We start from the raw sequence: 18036 nt of genomic DNA, 5'->3' as shown, positions 1-18036 counted from the left end.
GTTTGTTTGACGCTCAACCGACGACGATCTGCTGCCCCGGATTGATCTGCGCAGGATTGGCGATCTGCGGATTGAGCTGCAGGATCTCGTCGAACGCCTGCGTATCCTGTTTGCTGCTCGACATCGTCTGCTGCTGCGCGGCCGGAATGTGCGCCGCGTCGAGCAACGACTGACGATGACTCGTCGCGATCACCCACAGCGAATCGCCTTCGACGACGAGGTACGGCGCAGGCTTGGCGGGCGTCGACGGTGTAGACGGCTGCGTCCCCGACGACGGCGTCGAACCTGGCGCCGGTGTGTGCGTCGTGGACGGCGCCGGGGTGCCGTTCGCACCGGTGGTCGACGACACGCCGGGAGTCGGAGTGGGCAGACCGGATGAACCGGGTAGTTGTCCCGGGGCGAGATGGTTCGTCGGACTCGACGATCCAGGTTGTCCAGGTATCTGCCCGCCAGGCGGCGAGCCCGGGGACGCGTTGCTGCTTCCCCATATCAGGCCCTGGAGCAACGTCCCGCTGTAAATGACGACCGGCGCTAGCGCCAGCGCGGTCGGCAGGCGTTCGAGCGGTCGCGTCACATTCGGGAAGTGCTTGCTGATGCGGCCAGCACCGAGGATCGCTCCGGAGGCGATCGCAAGCGTGCCGAGCACCGGGTGGCCTTCGCCGATCTGTGTCAGGCCACTCGCGAAGCCCGCCGCAGAGGTTGTCATGTCGCCGAACGAATTGACGAAGCGCGCAACGCTGCTGCGTTTGTCCGCATTCACCTCGCGCAGGCTGCTGAAGAAGACGATGTTCGTGTAGGTGAAGCCGAGCGTGGCACCGAGCGTGGTCAGCGCAGGCGAAAGTCCGGGGTGATCGATGAAGGTCAGCAGGTTCGTCGTCGCGGTCGTCGTGTAACCGACGATCGCCGCGCCGCGCCCGAGCATCCCGACCATGTGACGCGGATTGCCGAGATGCAGGCGTCCTAGCGACGTGCCGCCCATCGCACTGAGCATTTGCTCGAGCGTGTCGGCGGCGATTTCCCTGGTTTGCTTTTTGGCGTAATCGAACGTGATCATGCCGGCCTTGTTCATGTCGCTCAGGTGTTTCGCCTTCACCTTGCCTTCCTGCGCGAACAACGCGAGCTGTTTGTCGCGTGCCTCGTCGAAGCCGAGCGGTCCCAGCTGCGCGCGCAGGTGGCGTTCGAGCCGGTCGACCGCGTCGTTGAACACGCGCGGATCGCCGTTTCGCAGGCTCCTCACTGCGCCCTCGTGGATAGCCTGGAGCATGCGGGCCGCGCGGGTGCCGACGAACATCGACGTCGTCGCGTGTTGCAGCGTCTCGTTGCCGACCGTATTCAGCAATTTCACCGCGACGCCGATGCCCACGCCCGTCAGCGGCGCGCCCGTCGCGACCGCAGCGGCCGCGATCCGTTTCTTGCCTATGAGGCGGACGGGACGGTGCACCCGCAGCGCATGCAGTTCGGCCTGCGCACGACTGCCCTCTGCAATCTCGCCGCCACCGAGTTGCGCGGCGGTTTTGCGGCTCGCGCTGATCGGCTTGGTGCCATCGTTCTGCAGCGCCGGGTGGTCCGCCACGGAGCGCCAGTAGTCGGCCGGCGTGGTGGGGGATGCCGTCTTGTTCGATCCGCTGCCGGTGGTCCGCGGCGTCTGCTTCGTTTTTACGACCGGCAGATTCAGCGAGTCGCCTGTCTCGGTCATCCAGCGCAGCGAATACCTGCGCGCGAGTTTTTCGGTCTGGCCGCGCGGCCCGTTGTCCGGCAGGTCCCAGAAATTCTTTGCATACGCGATGGTCTGCGTGCGTGCGCGGTTCAGGAATTGCGTCGTGTTGCCCTCGTAGAGCTGGCCCCGCAGTGCATCGATTTCTTCCGGCGTCATACTGTGCAGGCGACCGATCCGCTCCACCTCGGCGAACAGCAACTGGTGCTGGTCGGCAAACGTCTGCGCATCGGGCCGCAGGAGCACGCGGGTCAATGCGTCGGCGCCGTGCAGTCGCGCGAGCCGGTCGGGTGACGTGTGCGCGTAGTCGACGATCAGCTTTGAGAGCGCGGTCGTGAGGTCCTGGTTCGCGATGAAGTCGGCACCGTGCGTGCCGTACGACAGGCCCATGTGCACCCATTCCAGCGACGCGCGTTCCAGCACCGCCTTGATCAGTTCCACGTGGCCGTAGCCCGGCACCGATTCGAGCATCGAGTCCCAGCCGTGGAACGAAACCATCACGGTGGGTGCGGATTGGTGCGGATGATCGAGCGCCCACTGCTCCAGCACGCTGTAAGTGCGTACGAAGTCGTCGTAGGCGTCGTTCGTGCCTGCCACGAAGCGATGGTCGGTGGCCGACACGAGCGCGCGCGACGGCGCGGTTTCCAGCCGGATCGCGAAGCCTGCCTTCGCGGATGCATCGAGCCAGCCGTACAGGTGCTGCAGATCGTCGAGCGCCAGTTCCTTGCCGTCGGAACCGGGTGCTGGCCGGATCACGCCGTGTTCGCCGTCGAAGATAGCGCCCGACGGATCGCCGAGCGCCCGGGCATCGCGCAGGAACTCGCGGCTATGCGCCTCGCCAAGCCCGGCCGAGAGCGAATACGGGTCGACGACGAGCGTGAAGATCGGCGCCGCACCACCGTAGCGCTTGACCTGCCCGATTGCGAGCGCAGGGTCGTCACGCAGCGAGAACTCGCGCGACATGGGTGCGACGCGATCCTGTACGGCCGGATCGGAACGCACGTACAGCTGGATCATCCTCAGTTGCGCGACGGTCGCACCGCTGAAACGGCGCGCGAGCGACTTGAACGGAATCGGTGCGTTGCGTGACGGCAGCGTCGAATCCTTGCGCGCGAAGAAAAGCCGGTTGCCGAGCGTCTTCCACATCGACGTGTCGGCCATCATGACCTGGGCTTCGCCGGTCAGTTTCAACTGCTGTTCCGGCGGTGCGGTGCGGCGTTCGTTGAATGCCTGGACGCGGCGCATCTCGGGGAACCACAGGTCGAGGTCGGCGCTGCCGTAGCGCAGATTCGATTCGACGACCGTGCCCGTCGACAGCCCAGGTTGATACGGCTCGATCTGCAGCGGTTCGCGTGCGACGGTATTGTTTTTTCCGTTGATCTGTAGCTCATGGGCGAGCGTGTGGGCTTCCGACGTGACCTGGCTGTACTTGCGCTGAACGAAATCGGACAACCTGCGATAGGGTGTCGATTTCTTGCCGCTTGCGGCAAGCGCGTCGCGCTGTACGCGCAGTGCATCCGCGCGTGCTTCGAGGGCCGTGAACCGGGTCGCCTTTGTGTGCCGGGAAAACTCGGCGGGGTCGAGGCGCGTCAGCAGGAAGTGCAGATTCGCACCGTACGGGCCCTGTCCCACCGGCATCTCGTCGAGGCTGATACCGGTCTCGCTGAGGTTGCCTGCCTGGCTCAGGTCGTCGAACCAGCGTAGCGCGTCGTCGCGCGCCGCGATGACGCCGCGCGGCGTCAGCATCGATTCGGCGAGCGGGCCTTCGACGTCGTACACGACGATCGTGAAGGTGCTGTCGACGGCCTTCTGATCGATCGCGCGCAGCAGATGCAGCGCATTCGAGCCGCTGAAGTCGACCACGCTCAAGGGGGACGCTGCCGACGGCAACAGATTCGGCTCGACTATTGGCGTGTCGTTCGCCGCCTTTGCATTTTCGAACGCCTGCTGGCCGTGCATCCGTGCCGTGACGAGACGTGTGCCGCGGCTCAAGGTGGCGAGCGCAGACTGTCCGATATCGCCTGCGTTGCGGCGCGGTTTCCGTTCCGGTGCCGTCGGGTCGGGCACTTCGGCCGGCGTAAAGCCGCCGAGGCGCGATACCGTCGCGGGATCGAGGTCGCTGACGATGAAGGTAAAGCCGCGCCGTCCCGCGCGGCCGACCGTCAGACCAACGATATGGCGCCGGAACGCCGCCACCAGATCTTGCGGGGCGATTTCCGCGCCACCGACGCTGGTCTTCTCGTAGTAAGTCCAGTCGTACGCGGAGTCGCGTTCTCCGTGACCGAATACCTTGCCGCTTTTTATCTCGCTGACGAAGATGCGCTGACCTGTCTGCGTCACAGCTTGTGCCGCGAGCTTGGGCCGCTTGAAGCGTGGCGCGTCGGTGAGTGCCTGAATGTCCGACGTGACCGTCGGGTCGATCGCGTGGCCGGACGGTGTCGCGGACCATGACTGATCCTTGTTCGCGGTCTCGATCTTCGATGCGCCGCCGAACTTCGCGAGGTCGTCGGCAGACACCGGCGACAGGTAGAAGTCGAACTGCGCGCGCGCACGGAGTCCGATCGGGCCGGCTGCGCTCAGTGCGCTGCTCAACGTCTGGGTCTCCTTGCGTGTCAGGTTATGACCCGGCAGCAGACCCGGCGTCCCCAGCTTGCCGTGCTCGTCGGTTTGCAGTTCCGCGACGAAGGCGGGTTGCGAATGTTCGGCATTCGTGACCGGACGATCGACGTGCAGCGTGACGAGGACTTGCGCGCCGCGGCCCAGCGCCCGCGCGAGCGAGGCCTGGTCGGGCAGGTGTGCGCCGTCGATCCGGCGCAGCGTGCGCAGGTTGCGCCCGTCGAGCCATTCGGCCGCGTGCTGCTGGTCGGGTGCCGGGACGACAGACGCGGGATCGGGCGCCGCGCCGTACTGCGGCCACAGCGGCCCGCGTTTGAACATGCCGATGGCACGAAGACCGTTCGAATGGACGATCGCATAACCCTCGGGCAACCCGTGTTCGCCTGCATGGATCAATTGCAACGACGTCTCGCCGGTCGCCGGATCGTGCAGCTGGGCGACATACATGTCGACGCCCGCGGGCTTCACGTACACGCTGCCGTCGGGCAGGGCGATGTGCAGTTCCGCTGCCGGGTCGTGGCCGAGATCGGACAGTCGATGCATCTCGACTGGCGTGCTGCGCGCGACTGCATCGAGATTGGCCGCAATACGTGCGTCGAGGCGTTGCACCGGCGTTGCGTCGGGCGGCAGTGCGGCGACGACGGCCGCTTCGTCGGGCAACGCGCCGGCCTCGATGAACCCGTAGCGTTGCCGCGGGCCGTTCTGCTTCCGGTCGGCGATCGCGTGCGCCAATTCCTCCTGCGTGACAGTGACCTGGGCCGTGTTTCGATGTCCCGCCGAATTTGCGCCGCCGGCATCGTCTCCCGCTTGCGCACTGAACCGGAAATAGCCTGCTTCAGGATCGAACTGCGTGATGTCGACACCGGGGGCGCCGAGATCGATGCCCGTGTCCTTGCCGGTCATGAACATCGCGCGCGGCTGTGTCATGCCGCCGTCGACGAACGCTTGCAGCGTTGCGTCGATCAATGCCTGCGGATCCGGCTCGTCAAGAAAACCGCTTGGCCGATCGAGACTCACGGTCCCGCCCGGACGCGTGACGCGAGCGACATCGCCGAGCACGCCGGGCCGGTCGGCGAGTGCGCTGGCGAAACCCGGTTCGAGCGAAACCGAGTCGAAGGTTGCGTCGGCGATGCGCGAAAAATCGAAATGCGGATCGCTGAGCGGCAGATTGCGCACCTGCGGTGTGGGCGGCGGCTGAGGCGCTGGCCCTGCCGAGGTGTCGGTGCGCGCGCGGTAGGTCGAGCGTGGATCGGTGGTGCCGCTCGCCCATGCCGGGTCGCCGTAAAAAGCGCGCATCGGCAGATTGTCGCCGGTGATTTCGCCGGTAGCCAGCTTCGTATGCCGGACGACCGCCGTGCCGTCCGGCGACACCATCAGGATGTCGGGCGGCGCCCACACCGTGGTGCGCCGTCCGTTCACTTCTGCGAGACGTTGCGCGAGTGCCTGCGCAAAACCCGCGCCGGCGGCTGCGGCGGGCGTCGAGCCGCCCGTGCGCAGCGGGTCGCTGCGGTTCGAGCCCGCGAAGCACGAGTACAGCGTGACATCGCGGCCGTCGGCGACGAGCGGGGCAACCTGCGCAGCCACGTCGTCGACGCCGACCGGCTGATTGTCCGGACCCAGCATTTCATCGGGCGAGATGCCGTGACCGAAGATGACGTGGTGACCCGGCGGCGACATCAAGCCGTGACTTCCGGTCGCATGCAGTGCGTCGGCGGGCGGCATCAGCAGCGTGTCGGCGGCCCGCAGGAAGTCGGGGTACTCGCTCGCCTTGAGGCCGGTCACGTCGTCGAAGCCGGGTTGCACGAGCGGTCCGCGACCGTTGGCGAGTGTCGAGACGATACCGGTGCCGTCACCCAGCAGTTCGCGATGCGTATAGACCTTGCTGTTGTCCCGATAGGTCTTCTGCGTCCGGGGGCCTTCGTTTTCGGCTTCGCGCTGCGCCCGTTCGTCTGCGGTGGTGATGTCGTCGGGTTCGAAGACAAAGGGTTCCAGCGCACCCGACGGGTTCGCGACGGGTCCCTGCGCATCGGGCAGCTCGCCCGCCGATGCGGGAGGTGCGAGCCGGTTCAGGCCAGGCTCGGGAGGGGGCACGGGGGCACGCGCTGCGCCTTCGTGCTGGACCGGATCGGCCGGAGGCGGCACGACATTGTTCCAGTGGACCGGATGATCGCCTTCCGCGAGTGGCAGACCCGGCTGGAAGCGAATCACATTCAGTTTGTTGTCCTTGATCGAACTGTCGGGTACGCGGTTCGTGTCGTACGCATCCGGCGTGATCACGAGGCCGGTCAGGTAGCCGCTTCCGGGCTTGCCTTCCCCCGTCCGGGCCGAGCGCATTTCGACAAACCCGGTCGCGCCGTATACGTCGACGCGCAAAATGCTGGCGAGCTGTTGCGCCATCGGTGCCGCGCGCATCCCTGTACCGCACGAATACAGAATGACCGGCGATTCGCCGTCCCACCCAGCGGCACGGATGCGTTTTGCCATTTCGGTCGCGTCGAACGGCACACCGCCGGGATCGGAAAAAGCGTCGGTCCACGCGTGCGCATACACGGCGAAATGGCCTGGCGGCACGGGCAGCAGAGGCCGCTCGCCGTTGTCAAAACGGTTCTCCGGCTGAAGCGGATGGTCCGAGTAGATCGCGAGATCCGCCGGGCGCCGTGGATACGCCGCCCACTGCGTCTCCTCACGCCCATCCAATGCATTGATCGCGTCGATGCGCTGACCATTTTCCACGCGGATCAGCGGCTTGCCGGGTTCGAAATTGCTCGGGTAACGAATGCGCACTTCGTGCTGGAACGCCGGGTTCAGCACGAGATCCAGCCCCGATCCGTCGCTGTTGCGCACGTAATGACCGAGGACTGCTCCAGGGCTCACGGAGCCGTCGGGTTCCAGCGCATTGGGATCGACCAGCGCGATGCCGTAGCGACCCTCGAGCGCTCCTTTGAGACCGATCATCTTGACGTCGAAGTCGCTCGTATAACGCGTCACCGTCAGCGCGGGTTTGTCGTCGCCTGCGTTTTTCTTCGCGGCGAGCGCGTCGTCGTGTTCGGCCGCCTTGATATCTTCGAGGAGATCGCCTGGCCCGGTCGCCGGCAGACCCTGTTTTTGTGGTTCGCGCGTGCCGCCGAGCGCATCGTCGTGCAGCGCATAGATGTAATACTCGACACCCTCAAACCAGCTACCGCTTGCGAGCGCCGCTCCGATCACCTGTTGCGACAGATTCGGATTCGCGCGGACTTCCGGAGGCACCGTCCACGCGACCGGCTTCGGTTGGGCGGGCGGGGTGTCGAGACCGGGCTCCGTCGCGTCTGGATCGACGGGCAGATGCTCAGCCGAAGTCTGCGTCGGCGGCACGACTTCCCCGGCAGGTTCCACAGGGCGCACGCTGTCGCCGGTGTCGCCCGTATTGCCGGTGCCTTCCGTTTCGGGTGCCGGCATCATCCGGCCCGCGCCTTTCCCCGTCGCTTTCGCCGCAGCGTTGCCGTCCACGGCGTGGCGCGCATACGCGTCGTTGTAGAACTCCGTGTAGGTCTGTTTGACGGCACCCGATACCGGCGCGTCCGCGAAAGCGTCCATCAGCCGGCCGACGGTTTCGTAGTAGTCGCTCTCCGGCGTCCACTGGTCGGCGATACGCTGGATCTGCCTCGGCAGCGACACGTGCCTGGCGATGTCGCCGCCGCCTGCCATGTCGATCTCGTAGCGCGCCTCGAACGCGTTGATCTGCGCACGCGCTTCCGCCTCGAGCCCTTTGCGTGTGAAACGGCCCTGTCCCTCGCTGTAATCGAAGCCGCGCAAACCCTGAACGACTTCGACCGCATGCTGCGCTTCGTGCGCGAGTGCATAGGTCATGGAGCCCGGTTTGCGCAGGGCGCCGTCGATGGTCACGCGTCTGCGCTTGGTGTCGATGCGGCTGCCGCCGCCTTCGCGGCCGACCTTCACGCGCCAGCCCTTGTCGTTGAGCATGCGCAGCTGTTGCGACAGCGTGCCCGACTGCTCGGCGAGCGCGCTGACTTCGCTGGGCAACGGCGCGCCGCCGAAGCGCATCTGCAACTGGGTGAGCAGGCCCGGCGTGCCGGGGTTTCGCGCGGGCGCTTCGTCCATCTGCGGATGCGGGAACGTCGCGCCGTCGTCGTCGACGCCTGCGCGCGGGGTCGCCTTCTGCCCAGTCGGCGTGGCATCTGTTTCGCCCGTTTCGCGTGGCTTGAATGCGATCTGGGTCGGGTCATCGTCGTTCGTGCGATTTGCGTCCTTCGGCACGTAAAGGCCGTTGGTGTAGGCGCCTGGTTCGCTCGATGCGAGCGGCCGTTCGCCGGCCGGCAGAGGCGTGCCGTCATCCGGTACCAGCAGGCCGCTGCGCGACAGCACGAACGCATTCCGCGAGCTCGCCGTGACGGGCGCAGGATCGAAGCGCACGAAGCTGCTGCGCGACGTGCCGTCCGCCGCCAGCGCGTCGCGTGCCGCGACGAACACCGGCGTGCCCAACGCGTTCGCCAGCTCCGCTGCGATACCCGCTTCAGGGCTGCCCTCGACGAACACGATCGGCTGCGACAGTGCACCCGGCGCACGCAGCGACGCAGCGCTCGCCTGAGGTGCGATCGCTTCGTCCGTTTCTTTCGGCAGAGGCTGGCCGTCCGGCCCGAGCAGCGTGGACGGCGGCGCTTCGTTGTTGCGTACGACGTACAGCGTGCGGCCGTCGATATCCTGCGATTCGATGGTCTGCGACGTGCGCAGCGCAGGATTGCCCACCGGCATCCCGATTTCGCTGTCGAGGTTGCTGTGCTCGGGCAACGCTTCGGTTGCATTGAGCACGGTCCATGCGACGCGCTGCTGGAAGGTGACCGGCTCGTTCGTTTCCGCACCGCCGTTGCGTGAGTCGAGCGCATTCGCATTCGCGTTCGGCTCGTTGCCGCGGCCGTTCGTCCGCACCGACGGATCGACGTCGTGATCCGCCGCGTCCACCTCACTGCGGCGCACGCGTGCATCGGTTGTACTCTGCTGCTGGTCGGTGGCAGCGCGCACCGAATTCGTTTCGATATCGGAGAGCGTCGATGCGGCGTTGCGCGCGGCCTGCTGCGTCAGCGGATCGACTGTTTCGTCGAAGGCGGGCGCGGCACGGGGGGGCGGTTGTGTGGTCGCGGGATCGACGGAAGAGGGCGACGTCGGCGACGACGCACCCGCGTTTGTCGCGGCCAGCTGCGAGATGGTTTGCGCGATCTGGTCGGGCGTCTTCACATCGTCAGGATGGCTAAGCGACAGATTGTCCGACAGCCCGAGGTTGCCGGACTCGTCGATGGTGATCTGCGCATCGGTCCCGACCCGGGTGACGGACGGCTGACCGGTCTCCGGGTCGACCGCCGGATCGACGAGCGTGATCTTGCCGTCGCTGTCGAGCAGCGCCGTCGGACCTTCGGGCAGGGAGTCGTTGAGCGGCTCGCCGTCGGTGCCGCGAAGCTGCGCACGCACGGGGATGCCGTCGTAGGTCAACACCTGGCCACCCGCGCGCAATGTTCCGTCGGCGTCCACCGTGACGGGGTCGTCGCCGAGCATCGCGGCATTGCGGTTCACGGTCAGCATGCCTGGCCTGTTGATGTCGAGATCCGACGAGTCAGCAGGCTGAACGGAGGACGGCGCGACGCGCGGCGGCTCGGGTATGCCCAGCGCAGCGCGGATCGGCTTTTCCATCATTTTCGAGCCGGCGCCGAACTGCGCGACGCCGAGGCCGAAATTGAACAGCTGGTGAGCGCGATCCGAATCCGACATCGAATCCCAGTTCTTCAGCAGCGACACTCCCTGCTCGGTACTGAGATCGACACCCGATGCAGCGCCGATCAGATTGAACGCATGCGCGACCTTGCCGGTCATGTTCGCCGCGCCGTCGAACGCGCTCGCTTCGTCCGCGAACCGCGCGCCGTTGCCGAGCGACGCCGATACGTCGTTCACTGTGTTGAACAGCGACGCACCGTCGGCCAGCGTCTTGCTGACCATGCCGATTCCGCCACCCATCACGCCCGCGCCAGTGCCGATCAGGCTCACCCAGTCGGCGCGCGCCTGCGCATTGCCGAAGCCGAGTGACTGCCCGTGATCGCTGAGGTTGGACAGGTCGCTGATCGAGGCCACCGCGCCCACCGCCATGCCGGCACCGATTCCGGTCCATGCTCCGACGGTCGCGGTCAGCAGAAGGGCGCCTTCGGGCGCGCCGATGCCCGTCGCGACCAGCACCAGACCGCCGGCCAGTGCCAGCGGACCGGTGATGTCCTCAAGCACGTTCTCGACATGCTGCCAGCCGGACGTGATGTGCGCGGCCACCGTCTGGTATTGCACCGACCCGGGGGCCGACTGATCGATGGTCAGATTGGTCGGCACGTACAGTTTGCCGTCGTCGGACAGACCGTTGTTGTGCTGAAAATCGCTCAGGTCCTTGTATTGCCAGCCGCGGTCGTCGATATAGGTGAATTTCGACGGATCGTCCTTGTTTTGTACCTTGAACAGCGCGCCCGGACTGGCACCCGAATCCTTCGACACGTAGTAGATCGGCACCAGCGTGACGACCGGATGATCGCCGCCGACCGTGTGGATCTGATCGGTCACCGTGTTGATCATCGAGGTGGCTGTCTGGTTCTGCTGATACAGCGAGCTGGCGTTGATCTGCGACCCGTTCGAGACAATCTGCTCTTCGAGCATCGCCATCGACGGGTTGTAGTTCGCATCGAGCGGCACGGCCTTCGGATTGTCCGGCTGGATGCCGATCCCCGCGCCGACAAAGTTGCTCAGCTGATTCGAGCCCGCGGTGAACGTGTACGCCTTGTTGGTGTAGCCGGTCTTGAAGCCGTCGAAGTACGTTTGCAGCGATTGTGTCGGATTCGACTGGAACAGCCTGTAGCTCGCATCGGCATAAGCGCTGTCCTGCTTCTTCTGTACGCCGCTGTAGCCTTGCGAGAACGCCATCTGGAAATCGTTCGCGAAGTTGCCCTGAAAGCGCGAACTGCCCTGCATCTGGTTGAGCACGGTTTGCGAGAGCGTCGGGGAGAAACCGCCGCCGACTGTCTGGCGAATGCTGTCGAACCCGTAGGACGTGCTGTCGCCGCGCAGGATGTAGATCATCGATTGCGCCTTGCTCTTCGGATCGAGCAGCCACGAAGCGACGTCGTCTTCCCGATGCACTGTGCTGCCGTTCAGCGTCGGTTGCTGGTCTGCAAGTCCCACGGCTTCGCTGAGGCCCTTGTAGAACTCAACGCCGCGTTGCAGCGCGGGCGTGCCGGTGTTCGACTGGTACCACTTGTCGCTGAAATTGCTCTTGACGCCGTCGACCACCAGACCTGCGAACTCGGGCGGCGCATTCGCGAGGACGCTCTGCATCCATTTGCCGACCTTGTCGGCGTTCATCGTGCTGTCGTTGCGGGCGCGCACGCTGTCCGGATCGTTTGCGGTCCGGTCTGGTGCGACCATCAACTGATTCATCTGCGACGTGACGTACTGCGCGTTGAAGTGCGGCAGGCCAGCCTGATTCCACATCGTTTCGCGTTCGCTGGTCGAAAACGTCGCGTTCATGTTGGTGTTCAGCACCGTGAGCGCAGCGTTCGCGTTCGCGGGGTTTTTCATCAACGCGTTGACCGTGTCCTGCGTGTATTGCAGGCGCACGGTCGGCGCCACGGTCTGCAGCATCTTCAACTGGGCGACGCCCGCGCTTTTCGGGTCGGCGCTCTTCATCGCGTACTGGAACAGGTTGCCCTGGTCGGTCACGTAGAACGTCTGCTTCTGTGCAGGCGTCATGTGCGCCGGATTGACGTTGACGCCGGTGAGCTTGATGAACGCGTATGCCAGCGGATTCTGCGTCGCGAGGCTTTTTTCGTCTTGTGTCAGGCCCGGCGCGTTCGGATCGACCGTCTGACCGGTTTCCTGCAGCAGCGCGAACGTGACCGGATCGGTCTGCGCGAGCTTCTTCATCGTGGGCGTGAGCGTCGGATCGTTCGGATCGACGTTGGCCACATCGCGCTGCAACTGGCTTTGAGCGGCGACCGTGTCGATCACGCTGGGCTGCGTACCGCCGTTGCCGTCGTCAGTCGGGCTCGCGAACCAGTCGCCCTGATGCTGTGTCTTGAGGGCCGCCACTGCCTGCGTCTGTTCGTCGGGCGTCACGTAGGTCAGGGCCTTGTCGTTGCCGGCCATCACCTGGTCGTACTGCGATTGCGCCTGTCCCAGTTCCTGCGAGATGTCGTTTTCATCGGCGCGCTTCAGGCCGCCCGGTTCGCTCTGCCACGCGGCGTAGTCGGCCTTCGCGTCCTTCAGGCGCAAAGTCGCGGCCTGGACGTTGAATTCGTGCAACAGCGAACCCGTCAGGCTGTTATATGCGGCGTTGGCGTTCTGGTCCGCCGTGGTTTTGTCCTGCGTGAGACTGGCAGGGGATTCCTGCGTGTTGGCGAACGCCTGCGCCTGCGTCTGCTCGGCGGGTGTGACGTAAGTCAGTGCGCTGTTATTGCCGGCTGTCACCTGGTCGTATTGCGATTGCGCCTGCGACAGTTCCTGCGACAGTTCCTGCGTGATATCGCTTCCATCGGCACGCCGCACGCCGCCCGGTTCTTTCAGCCATGCGGCGTAGTCGGCTTTCGCGTCGTTCAGACGCAAGGTAGCGGCCTGAACGCTGTACGCATTCAGCGTGGTCGTCGCCGTCTGATCGGTCTGTGCGGCGAGCGCGAACTGAAAAGCCTTTTCGTTTGTGCTGCGCGCGGCCGGTGTCTCGGACGAGACAACCGTCTGCGCACTGTTGATGACGTCGCTCAGGACCGGATCTTTCGGTGCGAGCGCGCGTATATCCGCGCTCGCCGCCGATACCGCCTGCTTCACGTCGCCCCCGCCGTCGATGCTCACGCGCATCTGGTTCTCGACGGACGCCTGCACCGCGCCCCAGGCTGAGTTCGCCTTGTCGAGCTGAGCGTCGATGTCGGACTGACGCGCACCCCGGTCGTACATCTGCTGTAGCGTCTTCATTTCCTGCTGCGCCTGCTTCAGCAGCGCAGCGGTCTCGGCCTGCGCCGCGGCGAGCGCCTTCTGCTGCGCGATCTGGGCAGCGGTCGGAGTGGGGGCCGTAGAGGTCGGCTTGGTGTCAGTCTTGGGTGGGGGAACGTAAACCGGACCGCCCCCACCGCCAATCGCCATCAATGTCATCGTCGTCCTCTCCACGAGCTTGCGCTGCATGGCAACAGCGCAACCAGTCTGCACTGTGCAATTGAAAATTCTGCCGCCGGGGACTGGCTGTGTCGGGCCCGCATCTCGTAGTGATTGCGCGGATGCGCAGCGGTTCGTGTGGGGGTTCTACGATCTGGACGCTCGCGGTGCGGGTTCTTTCACACACCGAAGAGATTTGTAAGAGACGAACCGATGGGCAGGCTCTCTGACGTGGACAGGAGCCGATAAATCAGTACAGTTCCGTTTGACAGCAGTGTGTCGCCAGCCGCGGTCGTATTAGGGCGCCGGCAAACACCGCACGCACAGCGCCTTGATCTGCGCAGCAGTCAGGCCGTGGCATACAGTAATGATCGGTGCCGCGTGACACGATGGCGCTGCGCTTACGGTTGCGCGAACCGGGCGGAGCAGTGGACGTGGATGCGTTGAGGTGGTTTGCGTAGGCGCGCCGGTTGGCGGCGGTGTGGTCGGTGTAGTAGGGGCGCTCACGTTCCGCACATTCGCTACAGCGGTGGCCGTATTCGAACGTTCATGCATCGCCGTCGCTCCCTCCACCACAACCGGAATCGATCGCGCACCGCCCCGCAGCGCATCGATCCGCGCATTCGTCACGACCTTGCCGACATAACCCGCCCGAAACCCGGTCGTGAAATTGCCGCTGTAATAGCACGACAACGCAGCACGCAACGCGATCTGCCGATCGATGGGTGCGGCGCTCGAACGCGCGAAGCACTCAGTGAGAATCGCGCCGCCCGCATGCAGGTTGCGGCACGGTTCGAACAGCGTCGCCGCAGTCTCGCCATACTTCGCGAAATTCCGGTTGTTCACCTGCGTGAGCCCGACGCTGTAGCTGAACCCGCGCGCTTCGAGTTCACGCACGGTCGCGAGCGCTTCCGCGAGCGACACTGGCTGCCGTTCCAGACGCCCGCCGACCACGCCGATCGCAAACGGATTGAAGCCCGACTCGGTGCGCACGAGCGCCGCGAGCGTCGACGGATCGACGTTGGGGGCGCAGGTGCGTGCGAGGCCGTCAAATGCGGCTGCCTGCGGCCAGGCATGCGCAGGCGCGATGCCGGCGCCCGCGAGTGCCAGTGCGGCGAGCAGCACGCACAAGGCATCGCGTAAGCACCGCATCGCGCGTTTCATCCTGTCACCCGATACGACAACACCAACCCATGCACGAGCAGCGACCATCCGTCGAGTGCGACGAACAGCAGCAGCTTGAACGGCACGGAAATAGTCGTCGGCGAGATCATCTGCATGCCGAGCGCGAGCAGCACGTTCGCGACCAGCAGATCGACGACGATGAACACGATGTAGATCACGAAGCCGATCTGGAAGGCCTTCGTCAGTTCGGCGAGCGTGAAGCTCGGTACGAGCACCAGCAGGTCGTCGTCTTTCAGGCCATCGGCGCGGTTTTTCGGCCACACGCTCGTCGCGGTCTTCACGAAGAATTCGCGGTCGCGCAGCCGCGTGTGTGCAATCAGGAAGTCCTTGATCGGCGGTAATGTGGCGTCGGCGAGCGCGCCGATGTCGGCGGTCGACAGCTGGCTCGACGGATTGAAGTTGTGTTCCTGCAGCGCGTCGCGGATGTTCATGCCGACCGGCGCCATGATGAACAGCGACAGAATCAGCGCGATGCCGTTGAGCACCATGTTCGGCGGCACCTGCTGGATGCCGAGTGCGGAGCGCAGCAGGCCGAGCACGACGACGAGCTTGGTGTAGCTGGTCACCATCAGCGCCGCGAACGGCGCAATGCCGAGCGCGACGATGACTGCAATCAGCGAGACCGGATTCGGTAGATTACCCATCCTGACGCTCGCGTGACGCGTGTGGGGCGGGCGGCGTGAGCGTCGTCACGCGTACGCCCAGCTTCTGTCCGACGGCGATCAGATGTCCGGTGCCGATCAGCATCCCGTTCGCGACGATGTTGATCACGCTCTGGTTGATGCCCTGTTGCAGTTCGATCACGCCGCCGGGCTGCAACGTGCCGAGCTCGCCGAGCGACATCGAGCACGACGGTAACTGGAACGTGAGATCGACCGCGAGCCCGTCGAACTGGCGCAATGCAGTGGCAGACGATGCGGCGTCCGCGTCGGTGGACTGCGCGCGCGGCGCGTCCGGCGATTGGATGGATTCCAACGGCATCTCCCTGATTCGTTCGACGACAAGCCGGTTGCCCGACGGGCGGGCGACGATCTCCCATGCGGGCGCCGCCGGTATCTTTGCGGCGCATAGCAGGTTCGGCCCCTGCGCGCGCCAGAATTCGATCGCGATGATGTCGCCTGCGGCGACGTCGGCTACTTCGTGCGCGGTGAGGCTGGTGCGGCCGAGTTCGAATACGAGTGGTACGGGTAGCGTGGCGAAGGCTGCGGTGTTCTGCTGTGCCGTTGCTGTCGGTGGCGCAGCGAAGAACACGCCCAGCGCGTCGGGTGCATCGAACTGCAATGCGCCGTGACAGCGCCACGGAGTGTCCGCGCGGTGCAGTTCGAAATACAGCACAGCGGGCGCATGACGCCACGTGCTGCTCGTGTCGACGTTCGCTGTGGACGGCGGCAGCAACTCGACGCGTTGTCGCGTCAGCGTTTGCAGCGTTGTCGTGAGCGGTGTGCACAGATCGGCGAGCAAAGCCGCACGCAGCACCGGCGGCACTGCAGGGTCCGCTGCATCGCCGAGCCATTCCGCTTCCGCCGACGGATCGATCCACAGCGTGCCGTGCGCGGGGCCGATCACGAAGCGGTACGCGTTCGCGTCGGCGACGGGCTCGGCATCGATGCGCCACGTCACGTGATACGTGGCGTTGCCTAGTGCGAACGACAGCGGCTCGCGTGCCGCATACGCATGCGTGAGTCCGCGCGCGGCGGCGGCGGACAGTCGCGGCAGGTATGGAGAGGTGTCGAGCGCGGTCGCCTCGGGACCTACCGCAACATGTGCGACGGCGACAGTCGGCGCGGCGGTCGAGGTTTCGTCGTGCTTCACCTGATCCATCGCGTCGTCGACGTCGGCTTGCATAAAAGACAGAGGCAGCGCATGCACGGCGGGATCAAGTTTGGGTTCGCGATTTCGCTTGTCTGGAACGCTGGAGGGCCGCCCGGCAAGGACGGCGGCGGTGACCCGATCCGACGATTGTATTGACGCGTGCTGGGGAGCGCGGGGTGGGGAATCGTAGTCGGCGGGTGGATGGGCGGGGGTGGTGGGGGTGAGGCTACGAAGTGCGGGGAGCGGCGGGGCGAGCTAGACGTAGGGCGCTGTGGTTATCGCGGCAGCTCACGAAAAAACAAGCTCTTACGTGTAGCCGTGCCACGAAGGCCTGGTCGGTGCGTCAAAGTTTCTGCGATTGACTAACGTCCGCGCCAAAGCTGTAGCTGCGATCGTCCGTAACCGACCCATTTCCGCCCTTCGAGAATGCCGAAAGCAGTCACTCTGCGTGGCAATCTGGTACTGCCGGATTCTGTGTAACATACTGAACAGCCACTACATTGCAAACCCTTGGGAGGTTCGTGTATGAAAGCTCTGTGCGAATTGATGTTCAAGAAAAAGTCCTTCAATTTCGATACATCTTCGCAAGAGAAATCATGTCCGACACGAACAACGACCCATTTCGTTTTTCCACGATTGCACATCGTAGCCACCACTACCTGAGCCCGCTCTCACGCGTCAAAGCTCACGAACTGCTGCAAAGCCTGACGAGTAACCTTTCCGCCGAAGACATAGTGCTCGACGCCGGTTGCGGTAAAGCGGCGCTATTGCGCGATGCTCTCCAGATTTCGCCGGTGCGCGGCGTTGGCGTCGACATCAATGGATGCTTTCTCGACGAGGCACGCGTTCTCTTCCAGCGGGACATGCCAGAGGATTCACGACTAAGCCTGATCAACTCCCCGTTGCTCGAGCACGCGCGTCCGAGCGAAGGCTACGCTGCAATCCTCTGTGTTGGATCGACGCATGCATTTGGATCATTCGAAGAATGCCTGCGCGTCAGCTTCGACTGGCTCAAGCCAAATGGTCGTTTGCTTATCGCAGACGGTTTTTGGAAGCAGCCGCCATCGCAAGACTATCTGCACATTCTTGGCGGCACGATCGACGAGTTCGTCTCCCATGCCGAAAATGCAGAACGCGCGAGTGCATGCGGCTATCACCTGCTACGTACGGCAACCAGTAGCGACGATGAATGGGACGAATACGAGGGTAAGTACTGCAATGCCATGATGCAATACCTCGCCATGCACCCGGACGATCCGGACTCAGAGAAATTCTCAACCCGGATGCAGAGATGGCATAAGGCCTATCTGGAATGGGGACGTGCCACACTCGGCTTCGGCTACTACTTGCTGTCACGCCGTTGATCGATATTAGGAAACATGGCCCGGCCAGCCGCTTTTTGCTGGTCGGGCCAGCTCTAGCGTATTGCCGGTTGATGCCACCTCAAGCGTATTGATTGTTAGCGATCTAACTGGTGATGTCGAATGACCAGTTGTGGCCGTACCTGGCCCGATGCGATCAGGCGTAGCCTGGCCCGGAACGACCTG

General features: G+C 64.7%; 5 protein-coding genes. 1 reads left to right on the top strand and 4 read right to left on the bottom strand.

Features of this window, described 5'->3' with window-relative positions:
- Nucleotides 1-13 precede the first annotated feature (13 nt).
- The 4 genes from E1748_RS02515 to sctQ all read right to left on the bottom strand — a co-directional run bounded on the left by E1748_RS02515 (nucleotide 14) and on the right by sctQ (nucleotide 16537).
- Nucleotides 14-13522 (bottom strand): LWXIA domain-containing protein, encoded by a 13509-nt coding sequence (locus E1748_RS02515; protein ID WP_133645570.1) that lies wholly within the window; start codon nucleotides 13520-13522, stop codon nucleotides 14-16.
- A gap of 267 nt (nucleotides 13523-13789) precedes the next feature.
- On the bottom strand, nucleotides 13790-14644 hold the full coding sequence (locus E1748_RS02510; RefSeq protein WP_133645569.1) for a lytic transglycosylase domain-containing protein: 855 nt from the start codon (nucleotides 14642-14644) through the stop codon (nucleotides 13790-13792).
- An 8-nt stretch (nucleotides 14645-14652) separates the two neighbouring features.
- Nucleotides 14653-15321, bottom strand: coding sequence for a type III secretion system export apparatus subunit SctR (sctR, locus tag E1748_RS02505; RefSeq protein ID WP_133645568.1), 669 nt, complete (start codon nucleotides 15319-15321; stop codon nucleotides 14653-14655).
- On the bottom strand, nucleotides 15314-16537 hold the full coding sequence (gene sctQ / locus E1748_RS02500; RefSeq protein ID WP_133647201.1) for a type III secretion system cytoplasmic ring protein SctQ: 1224 nt from the start codon (nucleotides 16535-16537) through the stop codon (nucleotides 15314-15316). The genes sctR and sctQ overlap by 8 nt, the downstream gene beginning before the upstream one ends.
- Before the next feature lie 548 nt (nucleotides 16538-17085).
- Between sctQ and E1748_RS02495 the strand changes: the two genes are divergently transcribed.
- On the top strand, nucleotides 17086-17853 hold the full coding sequence (locus tag E1748_RS02495; protein WP_133645567.1) for an SAM-dependent methyltransferase: 768 nt from the start codon (nucleotides 17086-17088) through the stop codon (nucleotides 17851-17853).
- Nucleotides 17854-18036 lie beyond the last annotated feature (183 nt).

The organism is Paraburkholderia flava (assembly GCF_004359985.1).
In the GTDB taxonomy this organism is placed as follows: Bacteria; Pseudomonadota; Gammaproteobacteria; order Burkholderiales; family Burkholderiaceae; genus Paraburkholderia; species Paraburkholderia flava.
The sequence above is the reverse complement of the archived record's forward strand: the minus strand, read 5'-3'. Positions and strand labels throughout refer to the sequence as shown.